The sequence below is a fragment of the Halopelagius longus genome, from assembly GCF_900100875.1.
GTDB lineage: Archaea > Halobacteriota > Halobacteria > Halobacteriales > Haloferacaceae > Halopelagius > Halopelagius longus.
The window spans coordinates 119,695-138,315 of sequence record NZ_FNKQ01000003.1 but is presented as its reverse complement, the minus strand read 5'-3'; the positions used below and the strand labels follow the sequence as shown (position 1 = coordinate 138,315).

At 68.4% G+C, this 18,621-nt stretch carries 20 protein-coding genes and 1 tRNA gene; 11 read left to right on the top strand and 10 right to left on the bottom strand.

The features are described from left to right. Positions 1-2: 2 nt before the first annotated feature. A complete protein-coding gene (locus BLS11_RS11385) occupies positions 3-2,408 on the bottom strand; it encodes a DUF2298 domain-containing protein (RefSeq protein ID WP_092537555.1) in 2,406 nt (801 codons plus the stop codon). Positions 2,409-2,583: 175 nt separating this feature from the next. Between BLS11_RS11385 and BLS11_RS11380 the strand changes: the two genes are divergently transcribed. From BLS11_RS11380 to BLS11_RS11365, 4 genes are all read left to right on the top strand, one after another. After that, positions 2,584-3,390, top strand: a complete 807-nt coding sequence (locus BLS11_RS11380) for a glycosyltransferase (protein WP_092537553.1) — start codon at positions 2,584-2,586, stop codon at positions 3,388-3,390. A gap of 2 nt (positions 3,391-3,392) precedes the next feature. Then, positions 3,393-3,842 carry a GtrA family protein gene (locus BLS11_RS11375; RefSeq protein ID WP_092537551.1) on the top strand — a complete coding sequence of 150 codons (450 nt, stop codon included), beginning with the start codon at positions 3,393-3,395 and terminating at the stop codon, positions 3,840-3,842. Between the two features lie 70 nt (positions 3,843-3,912). Beyond that, positions 3,913-3,987: transfer RNA gene (locus BLS11_RS11370), tRNA-Met, on the top strand. Between the two features lie 91 nt (positions 3,988-4,078). Further along, a complete protein-coding gene (locus BLS11_RS11365) occupies positions 4,079-4,417 on the top strand; it encodes a hypothetical protein (protein WP_175454438.1) in 339 nt (112 codons plus the stop codon). A 28-nt stretch (positions 4,418-4,445) separates the two neighbouring features. Here the strand turns inward: BLS11_RS11365 and BLS11_RS11360 are convergent, their stop codons facing one another. The 6 genes from BLS11_RS11360 to BLS11_RS11335 all read right to left on the bottom strand — a co-directional run bounded on the left by BLS11_RS11360 (position 4,446) and on the right by BLS11_RS11335 (position 9,677). After that, positions 4,446-4,856, bottom strand: coding sequence for a Rieske (2Fe-2S) protein (locus tag BLS11_RS11360; protein WP_092537549.1), 411 nt, complete (start codon positions 4,854-4,856; stop codon positions 4,446-4,448). A 46-nt stretch (positions 4,857-4,902) separates the two neighbouring features. Then, positions 4,903-5,811: an aminotransferase class IV gene (locus BLS11_RS11355; protein ID WP_092537547.1), complete on the bottom strand. Its 909-nt coding sequence runs from the start codon at positions 5,809-5,811 to the stop codon at positions 4,903-4,905. After that, positions 5,804-6,400 carry an anthranilate synthase component II gene (locus BLS11_RS11350; RefSeq protein ID WP_092537545.1) on the bottom strand — a complete coding sequence of 199 codons (597 nt, stop codon included), beginning with the start codon at positions 6,398-6,400 and terminating at the stop codon, positions 5,804-5,806. The genes BLS11_RS11355 and BLS11_RS11350 overlap by 8 nt, the downstream gene beginning before the upstream one ends. Then, complete coding sequence (locus tag BLS11_RS11345; protein WP_092537543.1) at positions 6,397-7,977, bottom strand: anthranilate synthase component I family protein; 1,581 nt, start codon at positions 7,975-7,977, stop codon at positions 6,397-6,399. The genes BLS11_RS11350 and BLS11_RS11345 overlap by 4 nt, the downstream gene beginning before the upstream one ends. Positions 7,978-8,069: 92 nt before the next feature. Then, a complete protein-coding gene (locus tag BLS11_RS11340; protein ID WP_092537541.1) occupies positions 8,070-8,813 on the bottom strand; it encodes a helix-hairpin-helix domain-containing protein in 744 nt (247 codons plus the stop codon). 60 nt (positions 8,814-8,873) lie between these two features. After that, on the bottom strand, positions 8,874-9,677 hold the full coding sequence (locus BLS11_RS11335; protein WP_092538579.1) for a shikimate dehydrogenase: 804 nt from the start codon (positions 9,675-9,677) through the stop codon (positions 8,874-8,876). Positions 9,678-9,905: 228 nt separating this feature from the next. Here BLS11_RS11335 and BLS11_RS11330 point away from each other — a divergent pair, with 228 nt between their 5' ends. The 5 genes from BLS11_RS11330 (at position 9,906) to BLS11_RS11310 (ending at position 14,661) form a co-directional block, all read left to right on the top strand. Continuing rightward, positions 9,906-11,228, top strand: a complete 1,323-nt coding sequence (locus BLS11_RS11330) for a sodium:calcium antiporter (RefSeq protein ID WP_092537539.1) — start codon at positions 9,906-9,908, stop codon at positions 11,226-11,228. Positions 11,229-11,276: 48 nt separating this feature from the next. Further along, complete coding sequence (locus BLS11_RS11325; RefSeq protein WP_092537537.1) at positions 11,277-12,596, top strand: D-aminoacyl-tRNA deacylase; 1,320 nt, start codon at positions 11,277-11,279, stop codon at positions 12,594-12,596. Positions 12,597-12,698: 102 nt separating this feature from the next. Further along, on the top strand, positions 12,699-13,847 hold the full coding sequence (gene ftsZ, locus BLS11_RS11320) for a cell division protein FtsZ (protein ID WP_092537535.1): 1,149 nt from the start codon (positions 12,699-12,701) through the stop codon (positions 13,845-13,847). A gap of 183 nt (positions 13,848-14,030) precedes the next feature. Next, the gene (locus BLS11_RS11315; protein ID WP_092537533.1) at positions 14,031-14,204 is read left to right on the top strand and encodes a protein translocase SEC61 complex subunit gamma; all 174 of its coding nucleotides are present in this window, start codon (positions 14,031-14,033) and stop codon (positions 14,202-14,204) included. A 1-nt stretch (position 14,205) separates the two neighbouring features. Further along, positions 14,206-14,661 (top strand): transcription elongation factor Spt5, encoded by a 456-nt coding sequence (locus BLS11_RS11310; protein WP_092537531.1) that lies wholly within the window; start codon positions 14,206-14,208, stop codon positions 14,659-14,661. A 306-nt stretch (positions 14,662-14,967) separates the two neighbouring features. On the opposite strand, the gene BLS11_RS11305 is transcribed toward BLS11_RS11310, so the two are convergent. After that, complete coding sequence (locus BLS11_RS11305) at positions 14,968-15,270, bottom strand: DUF7565 family protein (protein WP_092537529.1); 303 nt, start codon at positions 15,268-15,270, stop codon at positions 14,968-14,970. Positions 15,271-15,405: 135 nt separating this feature from the next. On the opposite strand from BLS11_RS11305, the gene BLS11_RS11300 reads away from it, so the two are divergent. Next, the gene (locus tag BLS11_RS11300) at positions 15,406-16,140 is read left to right on the top strand and encodes a PHP-associated domain-containing protein (protein WP_092538578.1); all 735 of its coding nucleotides are present in this window, start codon (positions 15,406-15,408) and stop codon (positions 16,138-16,140) included. 9 nt (positions 16,141-16,149) lie between these two features. On the opposite strand, the gene BLS11_RS11295 is transcribed toward BLS11_RS11300, so the two are convergent. Both BLS11_RS11295 and BLS11_RS11290 read right to left on the bottom strand, forming a co-directional pair. After that, a complete protein-coding gene (locus BLS11_RS11295) occupies positions 16,150-16,680 on the bottom strand; it encodes a metal-dependent hydrolase (RefSeq protein WP_092537527.1) in 531 nt (176 codons plus the stop codon). Between the two features lie 112 nt (positions 16,681-16,792). Next, positions 16,793-17,308, bottom strand: a complete 516-nt coding sequence (locus BLS11_RS11290; protein WP_092538577.1) for a CinA family protein — start codon at positions 17,306-17,308, stop codon at positions 16,793-16,795. Positions 17,309-17,456: 148 nt separating this feature from the next. On the opposite strand from BLS11_RS11290, the gene BLS11_RS11285 reads away from it, so the two are divergent. After that, positions 17,457-18,593 carry a pyridoxal phosphate-dependent aminotransferase gene (locus tag BLS11_RS11285; RefSeq protein ID WP_092537525.1) on the top strand — a complete coding sequence of 379 codons (1,137 nt, stop codon included), beginning with the start codon at positions 17,457-17,459 and terminating at the stop codon, positions 18,591-18,593. The last annotated feature ends 28 nt before the right edge of the window (positions 18,594-18,621 follow it).

Below are 18,621 nucleotides of genomic sequence, written 5' to 3'. Positions count from 1 at the left end.
GCTCACGCGGACTCGTTTTCGGCCGCCGACCCGCCGGACGCGCCCGGCAACCGGTCGGGGTGAACCTCGTATATCGTGACGGAGCCCGACTGGTGGGCCACCGTCACGCCCTCCATCTCGAAGGAAACGTCGCCGTAGCGCGCCCGTTCGCTCGGCCCGACCCAGACGTACCGCACGTCGTACGTCCGGAACAGGTCGGCGCGGGTCTCCGCGTCGCCGGTGAACATCGCGTCCACGTCGCGCACGCGGTCGTAGTACGCCTCGTCGCCGCGGTAGCCGACTTCGTGGGCCCACCCCGCGACGGAGGGGACGCCGGTGAGCGACGAGGCGGCGCTCGCGTTCCAGTTGTACATCACCCTCGTCCGGCCGTCGTCCCCGCCGGGGTAGTGTCTCGTTCCCGGCGCTTCCAACAGCGTGGGCGTCCCCTCGCGTTCGTCCAACCAGTCGATGGCCGCCGCTTGGTCGGGGTGGTACGACTCGACGAACTGCGTCGCGTCCAGCGTCGTCCCGCCGGGCGGTCCCTCCTCGAAGTGGTTGCCGAGGGCCATCACGCCGTAGACGGACGTGGAGGCCACGAGGACGACGACGAACGCGACGGCGGCGAAGCGTCGCCACGGGACGCGCCCGCCGTCCGTCGCGACGGACCCGGCGCGCGCCCGCGTCTCGTCCGCGGCGTCGGTGGCGGCGGCGGGGACGCCCCGGACCAACGCGGGGAGAACGACGCCCATCGCCGTCGCCCAGAGCATCCACACCTGCATGTACGTCTTGAACACGGTGTTCATCCGCCCCGGCCCGGCCTGTTCGCTCACGTAGACGAGTTCGACCAGCGTGACGATGCCCGCCCCGCCGACTATCAGGACCGTCTCGTAGCCGACGGGTCGGTCCGTCCGCAGGGCGACCCATCCGAAGACCAGGAGTGGGACGACCACCGCGAGGGCCGCAAAGCCGATTTCGAGGGCGACGAGTGCGGCGACGGCGAGTGCGCCGACGACGTACAGCGGCCGTTCGACGCGGAGGCGCGCGAGGAGGTACGCGCCGAAGGCGGCGACGAACGCGCCGTGGACGAACAGCAACCCGCCGAATCCGCTCCGCGTCTCCGGGCCGAGGAGTTCGATGGAGCGTCCGCCCGCGCCCGTCGCCGCGCCGAAGAGGAACGGCGACGCGAGGGCGACGGCGACGACGGCGACGACGCCGACGGCGGCGAACGCCGAGGCGACGCGCGCCGCCTCGGCGGCGAGTCGAGAGCGGGGCGCGGCGCGGCGACCCAGCGACCCGACGCCCGGGAGGAGCGACCACGGCGCGGCGGGCGCGAAGGCGACGGCCAACCACGCCAAACCGAGGACGCTCGGGAAACTCCACGTGTTGTGGACGGCCTGCCACGACGCGATGACCGGCACCGCGCCGAAGACGAGCGCTCGGCGTCGGCGGCGGTTGGCCTCGGGCGTCCGGTAGTACGCGAACCCGACGGCGGCCGCGAGGAGGAGAAACGGCGTTCCGGTCATGTGCGCGTGCAGGTCGCCGTTCAACCACGCGAACAGTGGGAACTCGTTTATCGTCCCCGGGATGACGCGACTCGCGCTCCAGTAGGAGAACGACTCCGCGCCCGCGAGGACGTCGGACACCGCGTACTCGGTCTGCGCCGCGACCATCTCGGCGGCGGTTCGACGGAGGCCCTCCGGCAACGCCAGAAGGACGAAGCGACCCGCCGTGACGAGGTTGCTCGCGAACCCGACGAAGAACGCCGCGAACAGGCCGGCGATTCGACGGGGGACGCCGCGCTCAGCGCCGATTGCCCCGGCGAGTTCGAAGGCAGCGACGACGGCGGCGCCGTAGAATCCCGCGAGCGCGAGGTTGTACGCGAAGCGGGGTTCCGTCCCGCTGAGCCACGAGAGGAGCGTCGTCATCAGGTGGCCGCCGTAGTAGTACTTCACCGGTTCGCCGGCGAACCAGAAGTCCTCCGGCGGGAGCGTCGCGGAGCGTTGGAGCGTCTTCAGGAGGCCGAAATCGAGGAACTTCTCGCCGCCGGCGGGGAACACCGCGGGGTCGAACGCCCTGACGGCGACGATGAAGAGGAACGCCGCGGTGAACACGGCGAAGGCGTCTCCGGCCGCCCTGACGTCGATATCGACGGCGAGTTCGACGCGTCCGTCTCGGAGTGCGGCGGCGTCGAACGCCGCGAGGGCGGCGGCGACGAGGAGGGCGACGACGCCCGCGGCGAGGGCCACCGGACCGAACGATACCTGTCCGACCCAGTAGGCGGGCACTGTCAGCACGAGGAGAGATGCGGGGAGAGCGAGTCCGGCCCCTCGCCCCGCGGCGTCGGGGAGGAGGCGGGCGGCGAGTGGAAGTCCCGCCGCAAGCAGTACGGCGTAGAGAACTAACCAGCGGATGACGAGGGCGTACTCCATCGCGTTCTATAGGTCAGAGGGCGGCCACGAGGCATACGTTTTATGATGCGATCGGGGGGAACGACCGCGCTCGACGGATTCAGCGGGTGAGGAGATATGTCGTTTCGTCTAGCCGTTTCGCAGCGATCCGGAAGTAGCGGTTCGTTTTTTACCCCGAAGGCGGTATGGGTCTCCAATGAACCGTACCGTCGGGGTCGTGGTGCCGGCGTACCGGCCCGACCCGGAGCGCCTCCTCTCGTACGTTCGTTCCCTCGACGACCAGTTGACCCCCGCAGTCGTCCGCATCGAACTGGACGACCCCCGCCCGAAGGTCCTCGACCGCCTCCGCGACGCCCCCCAGTTCGTAGACGTGAACGCCGTCGCCGCCCGCCGCGGGAAGGGGGCGGCCATCACCGCGGGATTCGAATCGCTCGCGTCGGAGGTGGACGTCCTCGCTTTCGCCGACGCGGACGGGAGCACGCCCGCCGACTCCTTTGCGGACGTCGTCGCCCCCGTCGCCGACGGCGACGCCTCCCTCTCCGTCGGGTCGCGGCGACATCCGCGGTCGGACATCGCCTCCCACCAGACGCTCGCCCGGCGACGCCTCGGCGACGGGTTCGCGTGGTTGGCGCGGCGACTGCTCGACGTGGGTCTCTACGACTACCAGTGCGGCGCGAAAGCCGTCGCTTCGGACGCGTGGGCGAACGTCCGCGACCACCTGTACGACCCCGGGTTCGCGTGGGACATCGAACTCATCGCCGTCGCCGACGCCCTCGACTACCGCATCGTCGAGGTGCCGGTCCGCTGGGAGGACCGCCCGGGATCGACCGTCTCGCCCGTCGAGACGACGTTCCGACTCGCCCGCGGCCTCCTCCTCTCGCGGCACCGCGCCCGCATCATACGCGAGGACCGAGTCCACGAACTGTTGGAGACGACGCGGACGGACAGGCCGACCCTCGTGAACCGCCTGACCGACTCCGTGGAGGCCGCAGAGGCCGATTGAAGATGAGCAACCGTTCCTTCGACGCCCTCTTCTCGGGCGTTCGCTTCGGCAAGTTCGTCTCCGTCGGTGCGGTGGGCGCAGTCTTCGACATGACGACGACGACGGCGCTCATCGTCCTCCTCGGCGTCCTCGGCGAGTACGCGAAGCTCGTCGGCGCGGAAGTCGCGATCATCGTCATGTTCGTCATCAACGAGAACTGGACGTTCGCCGACGAGGGCGCGGGCGGAACGCTCCCGACGATTCGGCGCTTTCTCACCTCCAACCTCGTCAGAAGCGGCGGCCTCGCCCTCCAGTTCTTCATCGTCCGGTCGCTTCGCCAACTCGACCTGTCGGTCATCGTGTTCGGCTTCGACTTCTGGCAGGTCATCCCGATTCCGATTGCCATCGCCGCCTCGATGCTTGTGAACTACGTCGCCGAGAGCACGTTCACGTGGCGCATCTCTCGGCCGTGACGAACGGTGGAAATTCGCATACGGCGGCCGAAACATAACCCTTAACCGTCAGCCGGAGTTTGAGACATGTAGCGGGATGGGATAGCCAGGAGATTCCGCCGGGCTCATAACCCGGAGATCGGTAGTTCAAATCTACCTCCCGCTATGGTTTTGCCGAACACGACACCTCAGAGCGACGAGTTTCGCGCCTCGGCGGTCACGCAACGGTTATCCTGTCAGACGCCGTACGTTTACGCTTGACTACTAGTGAATCGGCCGAGTCGGCTTCATCCGGCGGGTTGTTCCTCGTCGGCGTCGTGTTGGCCGTCGTCGTCGGGATGGCGGTGTTCGGTTATGGTCTGCTCCTCGTTCCCGGGTCTGCGCTCGGGGGCGCATGGATTGCGGCTATCGGCCTCTCGTTGCTACTGTCGGCGCTACTCGCGACCGAACGGGTCGGCGGCCGCCTCGGTCTCTCGGCGGCGGGCCGACGCACCGCATCGCTCGCGTTCGCGGCACTCGCGGTAGTTCTCTTGGTCGCGTTCGTCGTCGTCAACTACGCGTCGGTCGGTCCCGGCGTGACGGAAACGAGCGGCTGAATCGGACCGAATCCCGCACAAGAGCCGTCTAAAACCCGATTTGGTTGCCCGAGGAGCGGTCGTACTCCTGCGACGCGCCGAGGTTCTCGAACGCGTAGTCGTCGTCGGTCAACAGCACGGACCCCTCCTCGACGGTCACGTCGATCGTCTCCAACACCGCGCCCTCGCAGGGGCCGAAGTTACAGACCCCCGAGTCGCGTTCGAACGTCGCCCCGTGTTTCTGGCAGACGAGTTCGCCGTTCCGGACCAGCGCACCCGACCCCTTGTCGAGTCGCACGTCCGTCCAATGGGGGCAGTAGTTCGAGAACGCCGCGATGGTCCCGTCGTCGAGGCGCGTGAGGATGGCCTCCGTCCGGTCGCCGTCCTCCGAGACGGTGAAGAGAAGCGTGCCGTCTTCGGGCACCTCGTCGGCGGCGGCGATTCGGCGCGAGTCGTCCATACCCGCCTTCCGAGTCGGCGTGTTCAAAAGCTGACGGTCTTCGAATTTATTGCCCGTTCGGCTCCGTCGCGTCGTCTGCGTAGTGTTCTCGTTCCACTCGGTCGTCGAACACGCGGGAGATGAGCGTCGTCACCGGGCCGCCGCCCACGTCGATGCCGTCAACCGACTCGACGGGTCGCACCTCCCACGTCGTGTTCGTGACGAACGCCTCCGCCGCGTTTCGTAGGTCGTCGGGGGTGAACGTCCCCTCACGAACCGGGATATCCTCCGCCGCGGCGATGTCGAGAACTTCTGCGCGCGTCACGCCCGGCAGTACGGGACCGTCGAGCGACGGAGTACAGAGGGCGTCCTCGCGGACGAAAAACAGGTTACTCGTCGCCCCCTCCGCGAGGTGGCCGTCGGCGTCGAGCATCACCGCCTCGTCGGCGTCCGTAACGCGGAGTTCCAAACGGGCGAGGATGCCGTTGAGATAGTTGTGCGTCTTCGCCCGCGCCGGAATCGACCGGTCGGGGGCGCGCCGCGTCTTCACCGTCTGCAACGACGCCGGGGCGTCCCACACGGGGTCGCTTCCGCGCCCGCCCCGCGGCAGGGGTTTCACGACGACGACGACGGTGGGGTCCACCGCCTCGTCAGGCGTGAGTTTCCCCGGCTGGACGCCCCGCGTGACGGACAGTCGGACGTATGCGTCGTCGAGTTCGTTCGCTCGGAGGGTCTCGTCCACCCGAGCCTTCAGGTCCGAATCGGAGAGGCCGTGGTCTAACGCGAGAACGTCGCACGTCTCCCGGAGGCGGTCGGCGTGCGATCCCCACCGGAACGCCTCGCCGCCGTAGGCTCGGAGCGTCTCGAACGCCGCGTCGCCGTACGTGAATCCCCGGTCGCGGACGCTCACCGTCGCCTCGTCGGCGGGCACCAACTCGCCGTTGACGTGGTACAGGACGTCTGATTCCTCAGACATCGGCGTCCTCCCCGTCCTCGCAGGCGGCGACGAAGTTGGCGACGAGACGCTTCCCATCGGCGGTGAGGATGCTCTCGGGGTGGAACTGCACGCCGACGTGCGGCCTGTCCCGACGGCGGACGCCCATCACGACTTCGCGTTCGTCGTCGGTCCGCGCCGTCTCCGCGAGGCCGTCGGGCAAGTCGTCGCGTTCGACCGCCAGCGAGTGGTAGCGACCCACCTCGAAGCGGTCGGCCATCCCCCGGAAGATGCCCGTCCCGTCGTGGGAGACGAGCGACGACTTCCCGTGGACCACCTCGGGGGCACGGACGACGGGCGCGCCGAGTGCGGCACAGAGGGCTTGGTGGCCGAGACAGACGCCCATCGTCGGGTACCGCAGGTCGCGGAAGAGGGGTATCGAGACGCCCGCCTCCGCGGGCGTTCCAGGGCCGGGCGAGACGACGATTCCGTCCGGGTCCATCTCGCGGACGCCGTCTACGTCCACCGCGTCGTTCCGGCGGACGATCACCTCCTCGGCGAACTCGCCGACGTACTGGACGAGGTTGTAGGCGAACGAGTCGTAGTTGTCCACGACGAGGACGCGGGTCACCTCCGGCCACCCTCCGCGTCGGCGGCGTTCGACTCGGCGGCGTCCGCGTCGAGGCTCATCCCGCGACCCTCGGCGGCGAGTGCCTCGTCGATGGCGGTGACGAGCGCCCGCCCCTTCGCCAGCGTCTCGTCGTACTCGGCGTCGGGGTCCGAGTCGTGGACGATTCCCGCGCCCACTCGGAGGTAGTACGCCTCGCCGTGGCGGACCAGCGTCCGGATGACGATGTTGAGCGTCGCGCGGTCGTCGAAGCCGAACGCGGCCACGCTCCCGGTGTAGGGGCCGCGGCGGGTGGACTCCACCTCGTCGATTATCTCCATCGTCCGGGGTTTCGGCGCGCCCGTGATGGTGCCGCCGGGGAAGACGGCGGCGACGGCGTCCGCGACGGAGACGTCCGGTCGTCTGGTGCCTTCGACCACCGAGACGAGATGCATCACCTCGGAGTAGCGGTCGACGCGCCGGTACTCCGACACTTCGACGCTCCCGTACTCGGAGACTTTCCCGAGGTCGTTGCGTTCGAGGTCCACGAGCATCGCGTGTTCGGCGCGTTCCTTCTCGTCGCCGGTCAGGTCGCGTTCGAGTTCGTCGTCCTCGGCGGGGGTCGCCCCCCGGGGGCGCGTGCCCGCGATGGGTTCGGTGACGAGTCTGTCGCCATCGACGTCCAAGAGGAGTTCGGGGCTGGCGCTGACGAGGTCGGTGCCGCGGAACTCGACGAGGCCGGAGTACGGGGCGGGGTTGACCCGCCGAAGCGCGTCGTACGCGGCGACGGGGTGGACCGCCGCGGGCGCGACGAGTCGCTGGGAGACGTTCGCTTGGAAGGTGTCGCCCTCGCGGACGTACCGCTTCACCGTCCGCACGCGGTCGGCGAACGCCTCGCGGCCGCAGTCGCTCTCGAACTGCGCCTCGTCCGCCGCGACGGGCGGGTCGCACGGGGCCGCCTCCCCCGAGAGCGTCGCCTCCGCGAGGGCCGTCGCGCGGGCGAGGGCGCGGTCGTACAGGTCGTCCGCGTCGCTCCCAGCGGGCACGCGCGGACACGCGGTGATTCGGAGTGTGCACTCCCCGTCGGGTCGCGGTTCGCTCCACGAGGCCACGCGGTCGAACAGGCCGAGTTGCAGGCGCGGGATACCCCTGTCGGCTTCCGCCCCGCCCGGCAGCGATTCGAGTTCGCGGGCCACGTCGTACGAGAGCCACCCGAACAGGCCGCAGGGGTACGGCACGTCGCACCCGGTGTCGCCGCGGACGAGCGTCTCCGAGTCGAGCATCGCGTCGAGGGCGGAGAGCGAGGGCGACCCCGCCGAGGTTGGCCCGCGCGTCGCGTCAGCCTCGGCGAGAGAGACCGCCTCCGACCCGACGCGGAGTCGCTCGGCGGGTTCGACGCCGAACGCGCCCCATCCGGGCTGTCCGCCGGTCGTCTCGTAGAAGAAGCCGTCGGCGTCGTCGCTCCGAACGCGGCGGTAGGCGTCGAACGGGTCGGCGACGACGCGGACTTCGACGGGGACGCGCGCGCCGGGGGGCGCGTCCGCCGCCGTCGAGCGAAACGCCGCCCGCGGCGTCGCGACGGCGATGTCCGATTCGGTCATGGGGGTACGTTCGGCGGCGAGCGCTAAACGGTTTCGCGACGGCTCCGGCGGCGGTTCGACGGGTGAACTCGAACGACGGCGAGAAAACGGAGTTAGGAGTCGAGGCGTTCTTTCGCGCGGTCTATCCACCGCGAGATGCGCTTGTCGGAGACGCCGATGTCCTCCGCGAGCGATTCGGCGTCGGCGTCGGCGAGTTCGGCGACGGTGGTGACGCCGGCGTCGGACAGTCGCTCCGCGTAGGCCGGGCCGATGCCCTTCACGTTCTTGACCGCCTCGCCGCCGCCCGCCTCGCCGCCGCCCTCGCCGGACGTCTCCTCGTCCTCCGTGAACGGTTCGTCCTCCGGTTCGGCCTCCTCGACGACGTCCGCGCCGGCCGCCTCGCCCTCGATGGAGTCTGCCTCCTCGGTCGGTTCCGCCGCTTCCGAGGGTTCCGCGGCCTCGGCGGGTTCGTCGGTCGTTCCCTCGTCCACGACCGACCCCGTCGAGGCGGCGGCGTCGGTGTCCGCCGCGACGCTCTCGTCGGCCGTCTCGTCCGCGTCGTCGGAGTCTATCTCGCCCTCCTCGTCGCCGCCGACTTCGACGGCCTCGGAAGGTTCTGCGGCCTCCTCGGGTTCGTCGGTCGTCTCCTCGTCTACGACCGACCCGGTGGACGCAGTCGCGTCCGTCTCGGAGGCGACCGGTTCGTCCGTCTCGGACGCGTCGGCGTCGCCGGAGTTCGTCCGGGTGTCGCGCTCGACCGAGACGCGCGTCTCTCGCGACGCGGATTCGCCATTCGAAGACGTGTCGCGGCCGAGAAGCGACCGGAACGACGACACAATCCTGTCAAATATGCCCATTGTATCTCAGTATGTCCTGCGCTTATTTAAAAATCGTTACCCCGCGTCGTTCCGGGACGTTCATTCCAGTTGCGAACGGAGCGCTTCGTTCATCGCCTCCACCGGGGCGTCGCGGCCGGTCCAACGTTCGAAGGCCTCGACGCCCTGATAGAGGAGCATCCACGCGCCGTCCACCGTCGTCGCGCCCGCGTCGGCGGCGTCGCGGAGCAGTCGCGTCTCGATAGGGGTGTAGACGGCGTCCAACACGGCGAGCTCGGAGTGGAGGTAGTCGGCGGGGACGGGCGTCTCGTCGGACTCCATCCCGACGCTCGTCGCGTTGACGAGGACGTCCGCGTCGGCGACGCGGGAGAGCGAGTCCAGACCGCCCGCCGTCGCGTCCGGCACGTCCGCCGCCAGCGACTCCGCGCGTTCGACGGTCCGGTTTGCGACGTGGACCGACGCGCCGGCGTCGGCGAGGGCGAACGACGCGGCGCGTCCCGCCCCGCCTGCGCCGACGACCACCGCCTCGCGCCCGTCGAGGCGGACGCCGTGGTGTTCGAACGAGCGACGGACGCCCGCCGCGTCGGTGTTGTACCCCCGCGGAGCGCCCTCGACGCCGAAATCGACGGTGTTTACGGCCCCGATTCGCTCGGCGAGTCCGTCCGGTTCGACGCGGGAGAGCACGTCCTCCTTGAACGGGATGGTGACGTTGAGCCCCGAGATTCCGAGGGCGTCCGCGCCCGTCACCGCCGCGTCCACCGCCTCGGGGTCGGGTTCGAAGGTGACGTACCGCGCGTCCATCCCGAGCGCCTCGTACGCCGCCTCGTGCATCGGCGGCGACAGCGAGTGACCGACGGGGTTCCCCACCAGTCCGAACACCTGCATGCTCATGCGTCCCTCTCGGACCGGCGGCGGCTTAAAAGACCCCGGGACGGCCTCGCCCGCGACGCGCGGACGCGACGTGGTGCGAGTTTCGCGCGCGGTTCGCTCGAAATCGTCGCTTCGGCGAGAGGGAATCGGCGTCCTCGCGCCCCTCGGAGCGTCTCCGGCGGAAACCGCCGTCCGCTGTCGGAAGCATAAAAGATAGGCGGGCGCGGAACCGAACGGTTCACGATGAGTTCACGCCTTCGCCATCCGCTCGTCGCCCTCGCGGCGACGGTCCTCCTGACTCTCCCGTGGGTCGGACTGTGGGTGACCGGGTCCGTAGAGAGCGTTTCGACGATTACCAGAGTCGCCATCAGCGGCATCGCCGTCCTCGGCGCGTCGTTCCTCCTCGCGTGGGGCGCGGAAACCGCAGAGAAGGACGTGCCCCGGGCGTTCGCGCTCGCGGTGCTCGCGGTGCTCGCCGTCGCGCCCGAGTACGCCGTCGACGCGTTGTACGCGTGGCAGGCCGCGAGCGATCCCAACGCGGCCAACCTCGCGGTCGCCAACATGACCGGCGCGAACCGCATCCTCATCGGCCTCGGCTGGTCGGGCATCGCGCTGTTCTCCATCTACAAGGCGTCGCAACTCCCCGACTCGGCGGACGACGTGGTGGACAAGCCGGGCACGTTGCGCGACGCCGTCCAGTTGGACCCGAGCATCTCCACGGAGATTCTCTTCCTGTTCGCCGCCACGGTGTTCGCCTTCTTCGTTCCCCTCCACGGCGGCATCGACTGGTTCGACACCGTCGTCCTCGTCGGCCTCTACTTCGCCTACATCGGCATCATCGTCCGCGGCGACCCGGAGGAACACGAGGAACAGGTCGGCGTCCCCGCCTACTTCCAAGCACGCCCGAAGGGCGTGCGCATCCCCGCGGTGCTGACGCTGTTCGCCTACTCTGGCTTTCTCATCTTCACGGCCGTCGAGCCGTTCGCGCACGGCTTAGAGGAGATCGGCCTCCAGTTCGGCATCCCCGAGTTCTTCATGATTCAGTGGTTCGCACCGCTGGCCAGCGAGAGCCCCGAACTCATCGTCACGGCGTACCTCGTCAACAAGGCCAGAGCCACCGCGGCGTTCAACGCCCTCATCTCCTCGAAGCTGAACCAGTGGACGCTCCTCATCGGGACGCTCGTCGTCGTCTACAGCATCGCGCTGGGCCGGTACGGCATGCTCCCGTTCGACTTCAAGCAGGCCGCCGAAATCTGGCTCACCGCCGCCCAGAGCTTCTTCGCTCTGGCCATCCTGATGAACTTCGAGATCAGCGTCCGGGAGGCCGTCGCGCTTCTCGTCCTGTTCGTCTCGCAGGTCGTCGCCGAGTTCGCCATCATCCGAACCGTCGCCGAACCGTTGGCCGAGACGTACTCCATCTACCTGCTCGTCGGCTACTCCGTCGTCTACATGATTCTCGGCGTCGCCCTCGTCGCGCGGCGCTTCGACGACTTCCGTCGACTCACCCGCATCACCGCCGCGACCATCCGCGGCGAACCCACGCCGACGGACGTCGAGGCGGACTGACCGGCCGCCTTCGACGCGCTTTACACCGCGGCGCGGCGACTTCCTCTCGTGATAGCCGTAGTCGTCAGCCGCGCCGACAGCGCATCGGCCCACATCGGCGACCGCCTGTTGGAACTGGCCGACTGGGACGAACGGACCGACGACTCGCGCCCGGACGGCGAGGGCGGCGGAACGTACTACCGCCGCGGCGAGTTCGAACTCCGCGAGTTCGACGGCCTCCACATCGAACTCGGCCGAGTGGCCGACGCGTTCTCCGACGACCCCGAGTTCGTCGCGTTCGTCTCCCGGCACTCCGGCGAGACGGGACCGCTTCTCACCGCGCACTTCACGGGCAACTTCGGCCCCGCGGAGTACGGCGGCGAACCCGGCGAACTCGCCCGCGCCTGCCCGAACGCCCAGAAGCGCGTCGTCGAGTCCCTCGCCGAACACGCCCCCGAGGAGTACGACGTGGGCATCGAGTGCACCCACCACGGTCCGACCGACGCGGGCGCGCCGTCGATGTTCGTGGAACTCGGAAGCGGCGAGTCCGAGTGGGAGGACCCTGCGGGCGCGCGCGCCGTCGCGGCGGCGGTGCTCGACCTCTCGGACGCCGACGTCGACAGGGAACGACAGGTCGTCGGCTTCGGCGGCGGCCACTACGCGCCGCGCTTCACGCGCATCGTCCGCGAGACGGACTGGGCCGTCGGCCACGTCGGCGCGGACTGGCAGCTAGAGGCGATGGGCCACCCGGAGGAGAACCGCGACGTGATCCGGCGCGCCTTCGAGGCGTCCGACGCCGAGTACGCCGTCGTGGACCGCGACCACCCCGAACTCGAAGCCGTCCTCGACGAACTCGGCTACCGCGTCGTCGGCGAGTCGTGGGTGCGCGAGGCGACGGGCGCCTCCCTCGATTTACTCGACCGCCTCGAATCAGACCTCTCGCCGGTCGAAGACGGCCTGCGCCTCGGCGGACGGGAGGCGACGGAGTACGAGGTGGTCTCCCTGCCAGACGAACTCCTCTCGGAGGCGGGCGGCGTCGACGCGGACTCGGCCCTCGCGGCGGTTCACGACCGGTCCGTCGCCTACGAGACTATCGACGGCGGGACGAAGGCGCGCGGGCGCGCCGCACTCCCCGACGAGGACGCGTACGACGAACTCGTCGCGGCACTCGCGGACGTCCTCCGCGAGAAGTACGACTCCGTCCGGCGGACGGACCGGGCAGTCGTCGCGCGCCGGGAGGCGTTCGACCCCGCCGAGGCGGCGAAACTCGGCGTCCCCGAGGGACCGGCGTTCGGGAAGCTGTCCGCCGGACGACCTGTCGAGATAGCGGGCAGAACCGTCGAGCCAGACGACGTACGTAGCGAACAGCGCACGGTGTTCAAAATCTGACCGCTTAACGTCGCACTAATCTGCCGCGTTCTCCGTCTGACTACCGTCTGACGCGAGGGGGAAAGATAATAATGCTCCATTCGGTAAGAACGGCCATATAGCATGGACTCTATCGTCGACGAAGCAATTGACGAGGCCGAAGAGACGGGGGATGGGACTCCTGACGTCGGCGCTTCCGAGGGTGAAGAGATTCGCCGGACGGGAACGATGACCGACGACGAACTGAAGGACGTCCTCCAGGACTTACAGACGAACATCACCGTGGTCGGATGCGGCGGCGCGGGCGGGAACACGGTCAACCGGATGTTCGAGGAAGGAATCAAGGGGGCGAAACTGGTCGCGGCGAACACCGACGTGCAGCATCTCGTCGAGATCGACGCGGACACGAAGATTCTGATGGGGGAACAGAAGACGCAGGGACGCGGCGCGGGGTCGCTTCCGCAGGTGGGTGAGGAGGCGGCCATCGAGTCCCAAGAGGAGATCTACGAGGCCATCGACGGGTCCGACATGGTGTTCGTCACCGCCGGACTCGGCGGCGGCACCGGCACGGGTTCCGCGCCCGTCGTCGCCAAGGCGGCCCGCGAGTCGGGTGCGCTCACCATCGCCATCGTGACGACGCCGTTCACCGCGGAGGGCGAGGTCCGGCGCACGAACGCCGAGGCCGGACTGGAACGCCTCCGCGACGTGGCGGATACGGTCATCGTCGTCCCGAACGACCGCTTGCTCGACGCCGTCGGCAAACTGCCCGTCCGGCAGGCGTTCAAAGTCTCCGACGAAGTCCTCATGCGTTCGGTGAAGGGGATCACGGAACTCATCACCAAACCCGGCCTCGTCAACCTCGACTTCGCCGACGTGAAGACGGTCATGGAACGCGGCGGCGTCGCCATGATCGGACTCGGCGAGTCCGACACCGAGAAGAAGGCCCAAGATTCGGTCAAGAGCGCGCTTCGCTCGCCGCTTCTCGACGTGGACATCTCCGGCGCGAACTCCGCGCTCGTCAACGTCACCGGCGGGTCGGACATGAGCATCGAGGAGGCGGAGGGCGTCGTCGAGGAGATTTACGACCGCATCGACCCCGACGCGCGCATCATCTGGGGTACCTCCGTCGACGAGGAACTGGAGGGCCAGATGCGGACGATGATCGTCGTCACGGGCGTCGAGTCGCCGCAGATCTACGGTCGCAGCGACGAAGACGAGGAACCCCAACCGCAACCGGCGAACGCGGGTCAGGACATCGACTACGTCGATTAATCGCTCTCACCGGTAGTCGCCGCGCGCACCGTCGCGCGCGCCGTTCTCGGGTCGATTCGGGACGTCGGGTCCCGTTCTCTCGTTCTCGCGGGCGGGCGAGCGTCGGCCATCCGACGATTTTCCGGCTGAGGCCCCCGTTCGCATCAATAGATAGAAAAACCCCGACGCACAAACCCCGGTAACATGGACGTCAAGTACGACCTGAACAGTTACGTGCGGGTGTTGAAACTGGCGAGCACCCCCTCTTGGGAGGAGTTCTCCCAGATCGGTCTCATCGCCGGAGCCGGCATCTTCCTCGTGGGATTCATGGGCTTCGTCATCTTCGCGGTCATGAGCTTCCTCCCCGGAGGTGTCTGAGGTGCCGCCAATCTTCGCCGTAAAGACGACCGCGCGGCAGGAACGCACCGTCGCGGACATGATAGCCAACCGCGAAGAGTCCGAAATCCACGCCGTCCTCGCGCCCGACTCGCTCACCAGTTACGTGATGGTCGAGGCGGACGGCGACGCGGTGATAAAGCGCGTCTTAGAGGAGATTCCGCACGCGCGCGGACTCGTCTCCAGCGGCGGTAACGTCGGCAAATCCAGCATGGCCGAAGTCGAGCACTTCCTCTCGCCGACGCCGGACGTGGAGGGCATCGCGGAGGGAGACATCGTCGAACTCATCGCCGGCCCGTTCAAGGGCGAGAAGGCGCGCGTACAGCGAATCGACGAGACGAAAGACCAAGTGACGGTCGAACTGTACGAGGCGACGGTCCCGATTCCGGTGACGGTCCGCGGCGACCAGATCCGCGTCCTCGACAGCGATGAGCGCTAGCGCGCTCATCTGGCTCCCGTTCGCTGCACTCACGGGAACAGCGACGAACGCTAACGCGTTCGTCTAACTCTCGCTCGCGAGAACAGCGACGAGCGTTAAACGCTCGTCTGGCTCTCGTTCACTCCGTTCACGGGAACAGCGACGAACGCTACGCGTTCGCGAGAACAGTAATACGCGCTGGGCAAACGGTAACGCGCGGTTTACACCGCTCCGTCTCCGTCTCTCGGCGACACTATCTGCCCGGATAGCAACGCGTTCGGTTCGTTCTCCGCGCTCTTCTCCGTCTCTCCGGTCGGTCCCCGCCCGTTACAGCGCACCGCGTTCTTTCAGGTCCGAGACGACGCGTTCGAGGTCGGCCTCTTCTTCGACTGCGGCCTTGACGTCCTCTCGTTCCCGTACCGCCGAGGAGTCGGCGTCGTACGCCCGGACGAACTCCGCGCGCGAGTGTTCCTCGAACGTGTGTCGGATGGCGAAGTACCCTTCGGGGACGATGGTGCCGCAGACCTTGCACTCGTGTCGTTCGTGTTCGGTCGTCTGGTGGATGACGGCTGACTCCACGTCCTCGAACCGACCGTCGCACCCCTCGATACCGCATTTCCACAGGCCCATACCCGCGAGACGGATACCGGGGACTAAATCGTTCCGCAGACTCCCTCGATAGGTCGGTAAATAGTAATATCTAACTCCGGCGTCCGCCCATCGAGAGACGTGACCGCGTCCGCCTCGGAAACGACCCGCGTCGATATGCACGTGAAGATTCTCGACGAACGCGTCGTCGCCCGCGCGAAGGACCGCGGCATCGACGTGTTGGTGTACGCGCCGCACTTCGTGCGCCTGCCGGACATCCGCGAACGCGCGGCGGAGTTCTCCGACGACGAACTCCTCGTCGTCCCCGCCCGCGAGGTGTTCACCGGGTCGTGGCGACGCCGCCGTCACCTCCTCGCGGTCGGTCTCTCGGACCCCGTCCCCGACTTCATCTCGATGGAGGGGGCGTTCGCCACCCTCGCCGAACAGGAGGCGGCCGTCCTCGTCCCGCACCCGACGCTTCTGACCGTGAGTCTGGGCCGCGACGAAATCGCCGCCCACCGCGACGAGATTCACGCGGTGGAGACGTACAACGCGAAGTCGCTCCCGTACCACAACCGCGCGGCCCGCGACGTCGCCCGAGAGTTCGACCTCCCCGGGTTCGGGTCGTCGTACGCCCACCTGCTGGGCTCAGTCGGCGAGGCGTGGACGGAGTTCGACCGCCCCATCGAGTCCGAATCAGACCTCGTGGCGGCCCTCCGTTCGGGCGCGCCCCGCCGCGTCATGTACCGGCCGGGACTCCGCCACCGCGGCCGGGCACTCGCGGAGTTCGCCCACCTCGGGTTCGAGAACTCGTGGGGGAAGATAGACCGCCTCTTTCTGTCCGGGATGGAACCGACGCATCCCGGTCACATCGCCTACGACGGCCGGTTCGACGACGTGCGCGAGTACTAGTCTCGGGCCTCAGACGCCGACCATCGCCATCATCTCGACGAACGTCGTATCGAGGGCGAAGACGAAGTAGTGGACGAGGGCCAACGCGGCCAGTTCGAGGACGGTCACGACGACGGTGACGGACGTGGCCCACTTGCTCGACGTGGCGACGCCAGTCGGCAGACCGTACTCCGTCGGCGAGAACGGGTAGAACAGCGCGATGCCGCGCTTCGACCCCACCACGTCGAGCAGGTAGTGCGTCGCCACGCCCACCCAGACGTACTCCAAGTTGCCGAAGACGAGGGGGAAGGCGACGAAAAGCGCCAGCACGGGGAGGTTGTGTAGCGTCTTGCGGTGTTTCCCGAACGCCGTGTCGACGTCGGGGAACAGAGCGCCGAGGACGACGGGTAAGGAGAGTTCGACCACCGTCCGCCCCGCCGCGAGTAGCAGTTCCGTCGGGGAGTCGTCCACGACGGGACCCGCCGTCGGGTCGACGCTGAGGACGACGCCGAGACCGACCGCCAACAGCGCGGCGTTCAGCACGTGACCGTCTTTGTTCATCAGTGACTAGTCCGCAACCCTGTGATACAAACGTTTTGTCACGTGACGAGAGCGTTCGACGCTCCTCCGACGGGGGCGGACGGAAACGGGAGCGGTGTCGCCCCGCGCCGACTCACTCGGACTCGACTGCTGCGACGACCGTCTCCAGCGCCGTCCGAGCTATCTGCTCTTTCACCTGCCGCCTGTCGCCGTCGAAGACGCGCCGTTCGACCGTCGTCTCGGAGTCGCCGCTTCCCCACTCGCCGGCGCGGGCGAGGCCGACGAACACCGTTCCGACCGGTTTCTCGTCCGTCCCGCCGGTCGGTCCCGCGATACCGGTCGTGGCGACGCCCCAGTCGGTGCCGGCGGTGTCACGGACGCCCGCGGCCATCTGCCGGGCGACGGGTTCCGAGACGGCCCCGTGTTCGTCCAACGACTCCCGCGAGACGGCCAGTTCGGTCAACTTCGCGTCGTAGGAGTAGGTGACGACCGACCGGTCGAAGTAGTCCGAAGAGCCCGGCACGTCGGTCAGAAGCGACCCGACGAGGCCGCCGGTGCAGGATTCGGCGACGGCCACCGTCTCCCCCGTCTCGCGGAGGGCGTCGCCGACGCGTTCTTCGACCGGCGGGTCGGAGGCGAACTCGCGCATGCGAGAGACGACGGGGGCGGTCGGCAAAAGTACCTCGCTGACTCGCCGGGAGTCCCGCGAGCGAACGGAGTGAGCGAGGGGGACGTCGGCGAGTGGACTCGCCGAGAGCGAAAGAACCACCACCTTCGGCGGCCACCCGTCGCACGACATGAACTCCGAGGAGGGTGCAGGCGACGCCTACGACTCGCCCCTGTTCTATCTCGTGATGCAGTACGCCCACCGCGCAGACAGGGACGTGGTGGACATGGTGTCGGGGAGTCCGGACTGGGACCCGCCGGCCGCCGTCCGGGAGGGACTGCGCGAGTACGCCGACGGCGACCCAGCCGACTTCCAGTACCCCCCGAGCGAGGGCCTGCGGCGACTCCGCGAGGAGATGGCCGCCCGTCGGAACGTCGATTCCGACCGCGTCGTCGTGACGAACGGCGCGGGCGAGGCGAACTATCTGGCCATGGCGCGCGCGATGGAACGGGACGCGGGCGAGGAGATGGTGCTGACCGACCCGGTGTACCCGTACTACCCGGGGAAGGCGCAGATGCTCGGCGCGTCGGCGACGAAGGTGCCCGTCGCAACCGACGGGTCGTTGGACCTCGACGCGATGCGGGCCGCCGTCTCCGAGGAAACAGCCTGCGTCGTCGTCAACACGCCGAACAACCCGACCGGCGCGGTGTACGACCGCGAGTCGGTGGCCGAACTCGTCGCTTTAGCCGAGGAGAACGACGCCCTCCTCCTCGTGGACGAGGTGTACGACCACTTCGACTTCTCCGGGCGGTTCGAGAGCGCACTCACCTTCGACTCCGAGAACGTCGTCGTCACGTCGGCGTACTCGAAGACGATGGCGATAACGGGATTCCGCGTCGGGTACGCCGTGTTCCCCGAATCGCTCGTCGAGGCGGCGAAGACGCGCCACATGCTCGTGAACGTCGCCACCAGCAGACCGGCGCAGGCGGCCGTCCTCCGGGCGTTGGAGGAGACGCCGCCGGAGTACTACGAGGCGGCGCGCGACAGACTTCGGGACCGAATCGACGCGTTCACGGACGCACTCGACGCCGCGGGGGCGTCCTACACCGACCCCGACGGCGGGTTCTACGTGCTGGCGCGGTTCGAGGAGTTCCCCGGAACGCTGGAGAACGTGAAGAAACTGATAGACGAGGCGGGCGTCGCGGGGATGCCCGGCGAGGCGTTCGGCGAGGCGTACGACGACTGGATTCGCTTCGCCCTCTGCACCCCGCGGGCCGACGACGCCGCCGCCCGCTTGGCCGACTACTTCTCGGCGTCGGACGAGTAAACCAGACCGACGGGTACACAAGTCCGCG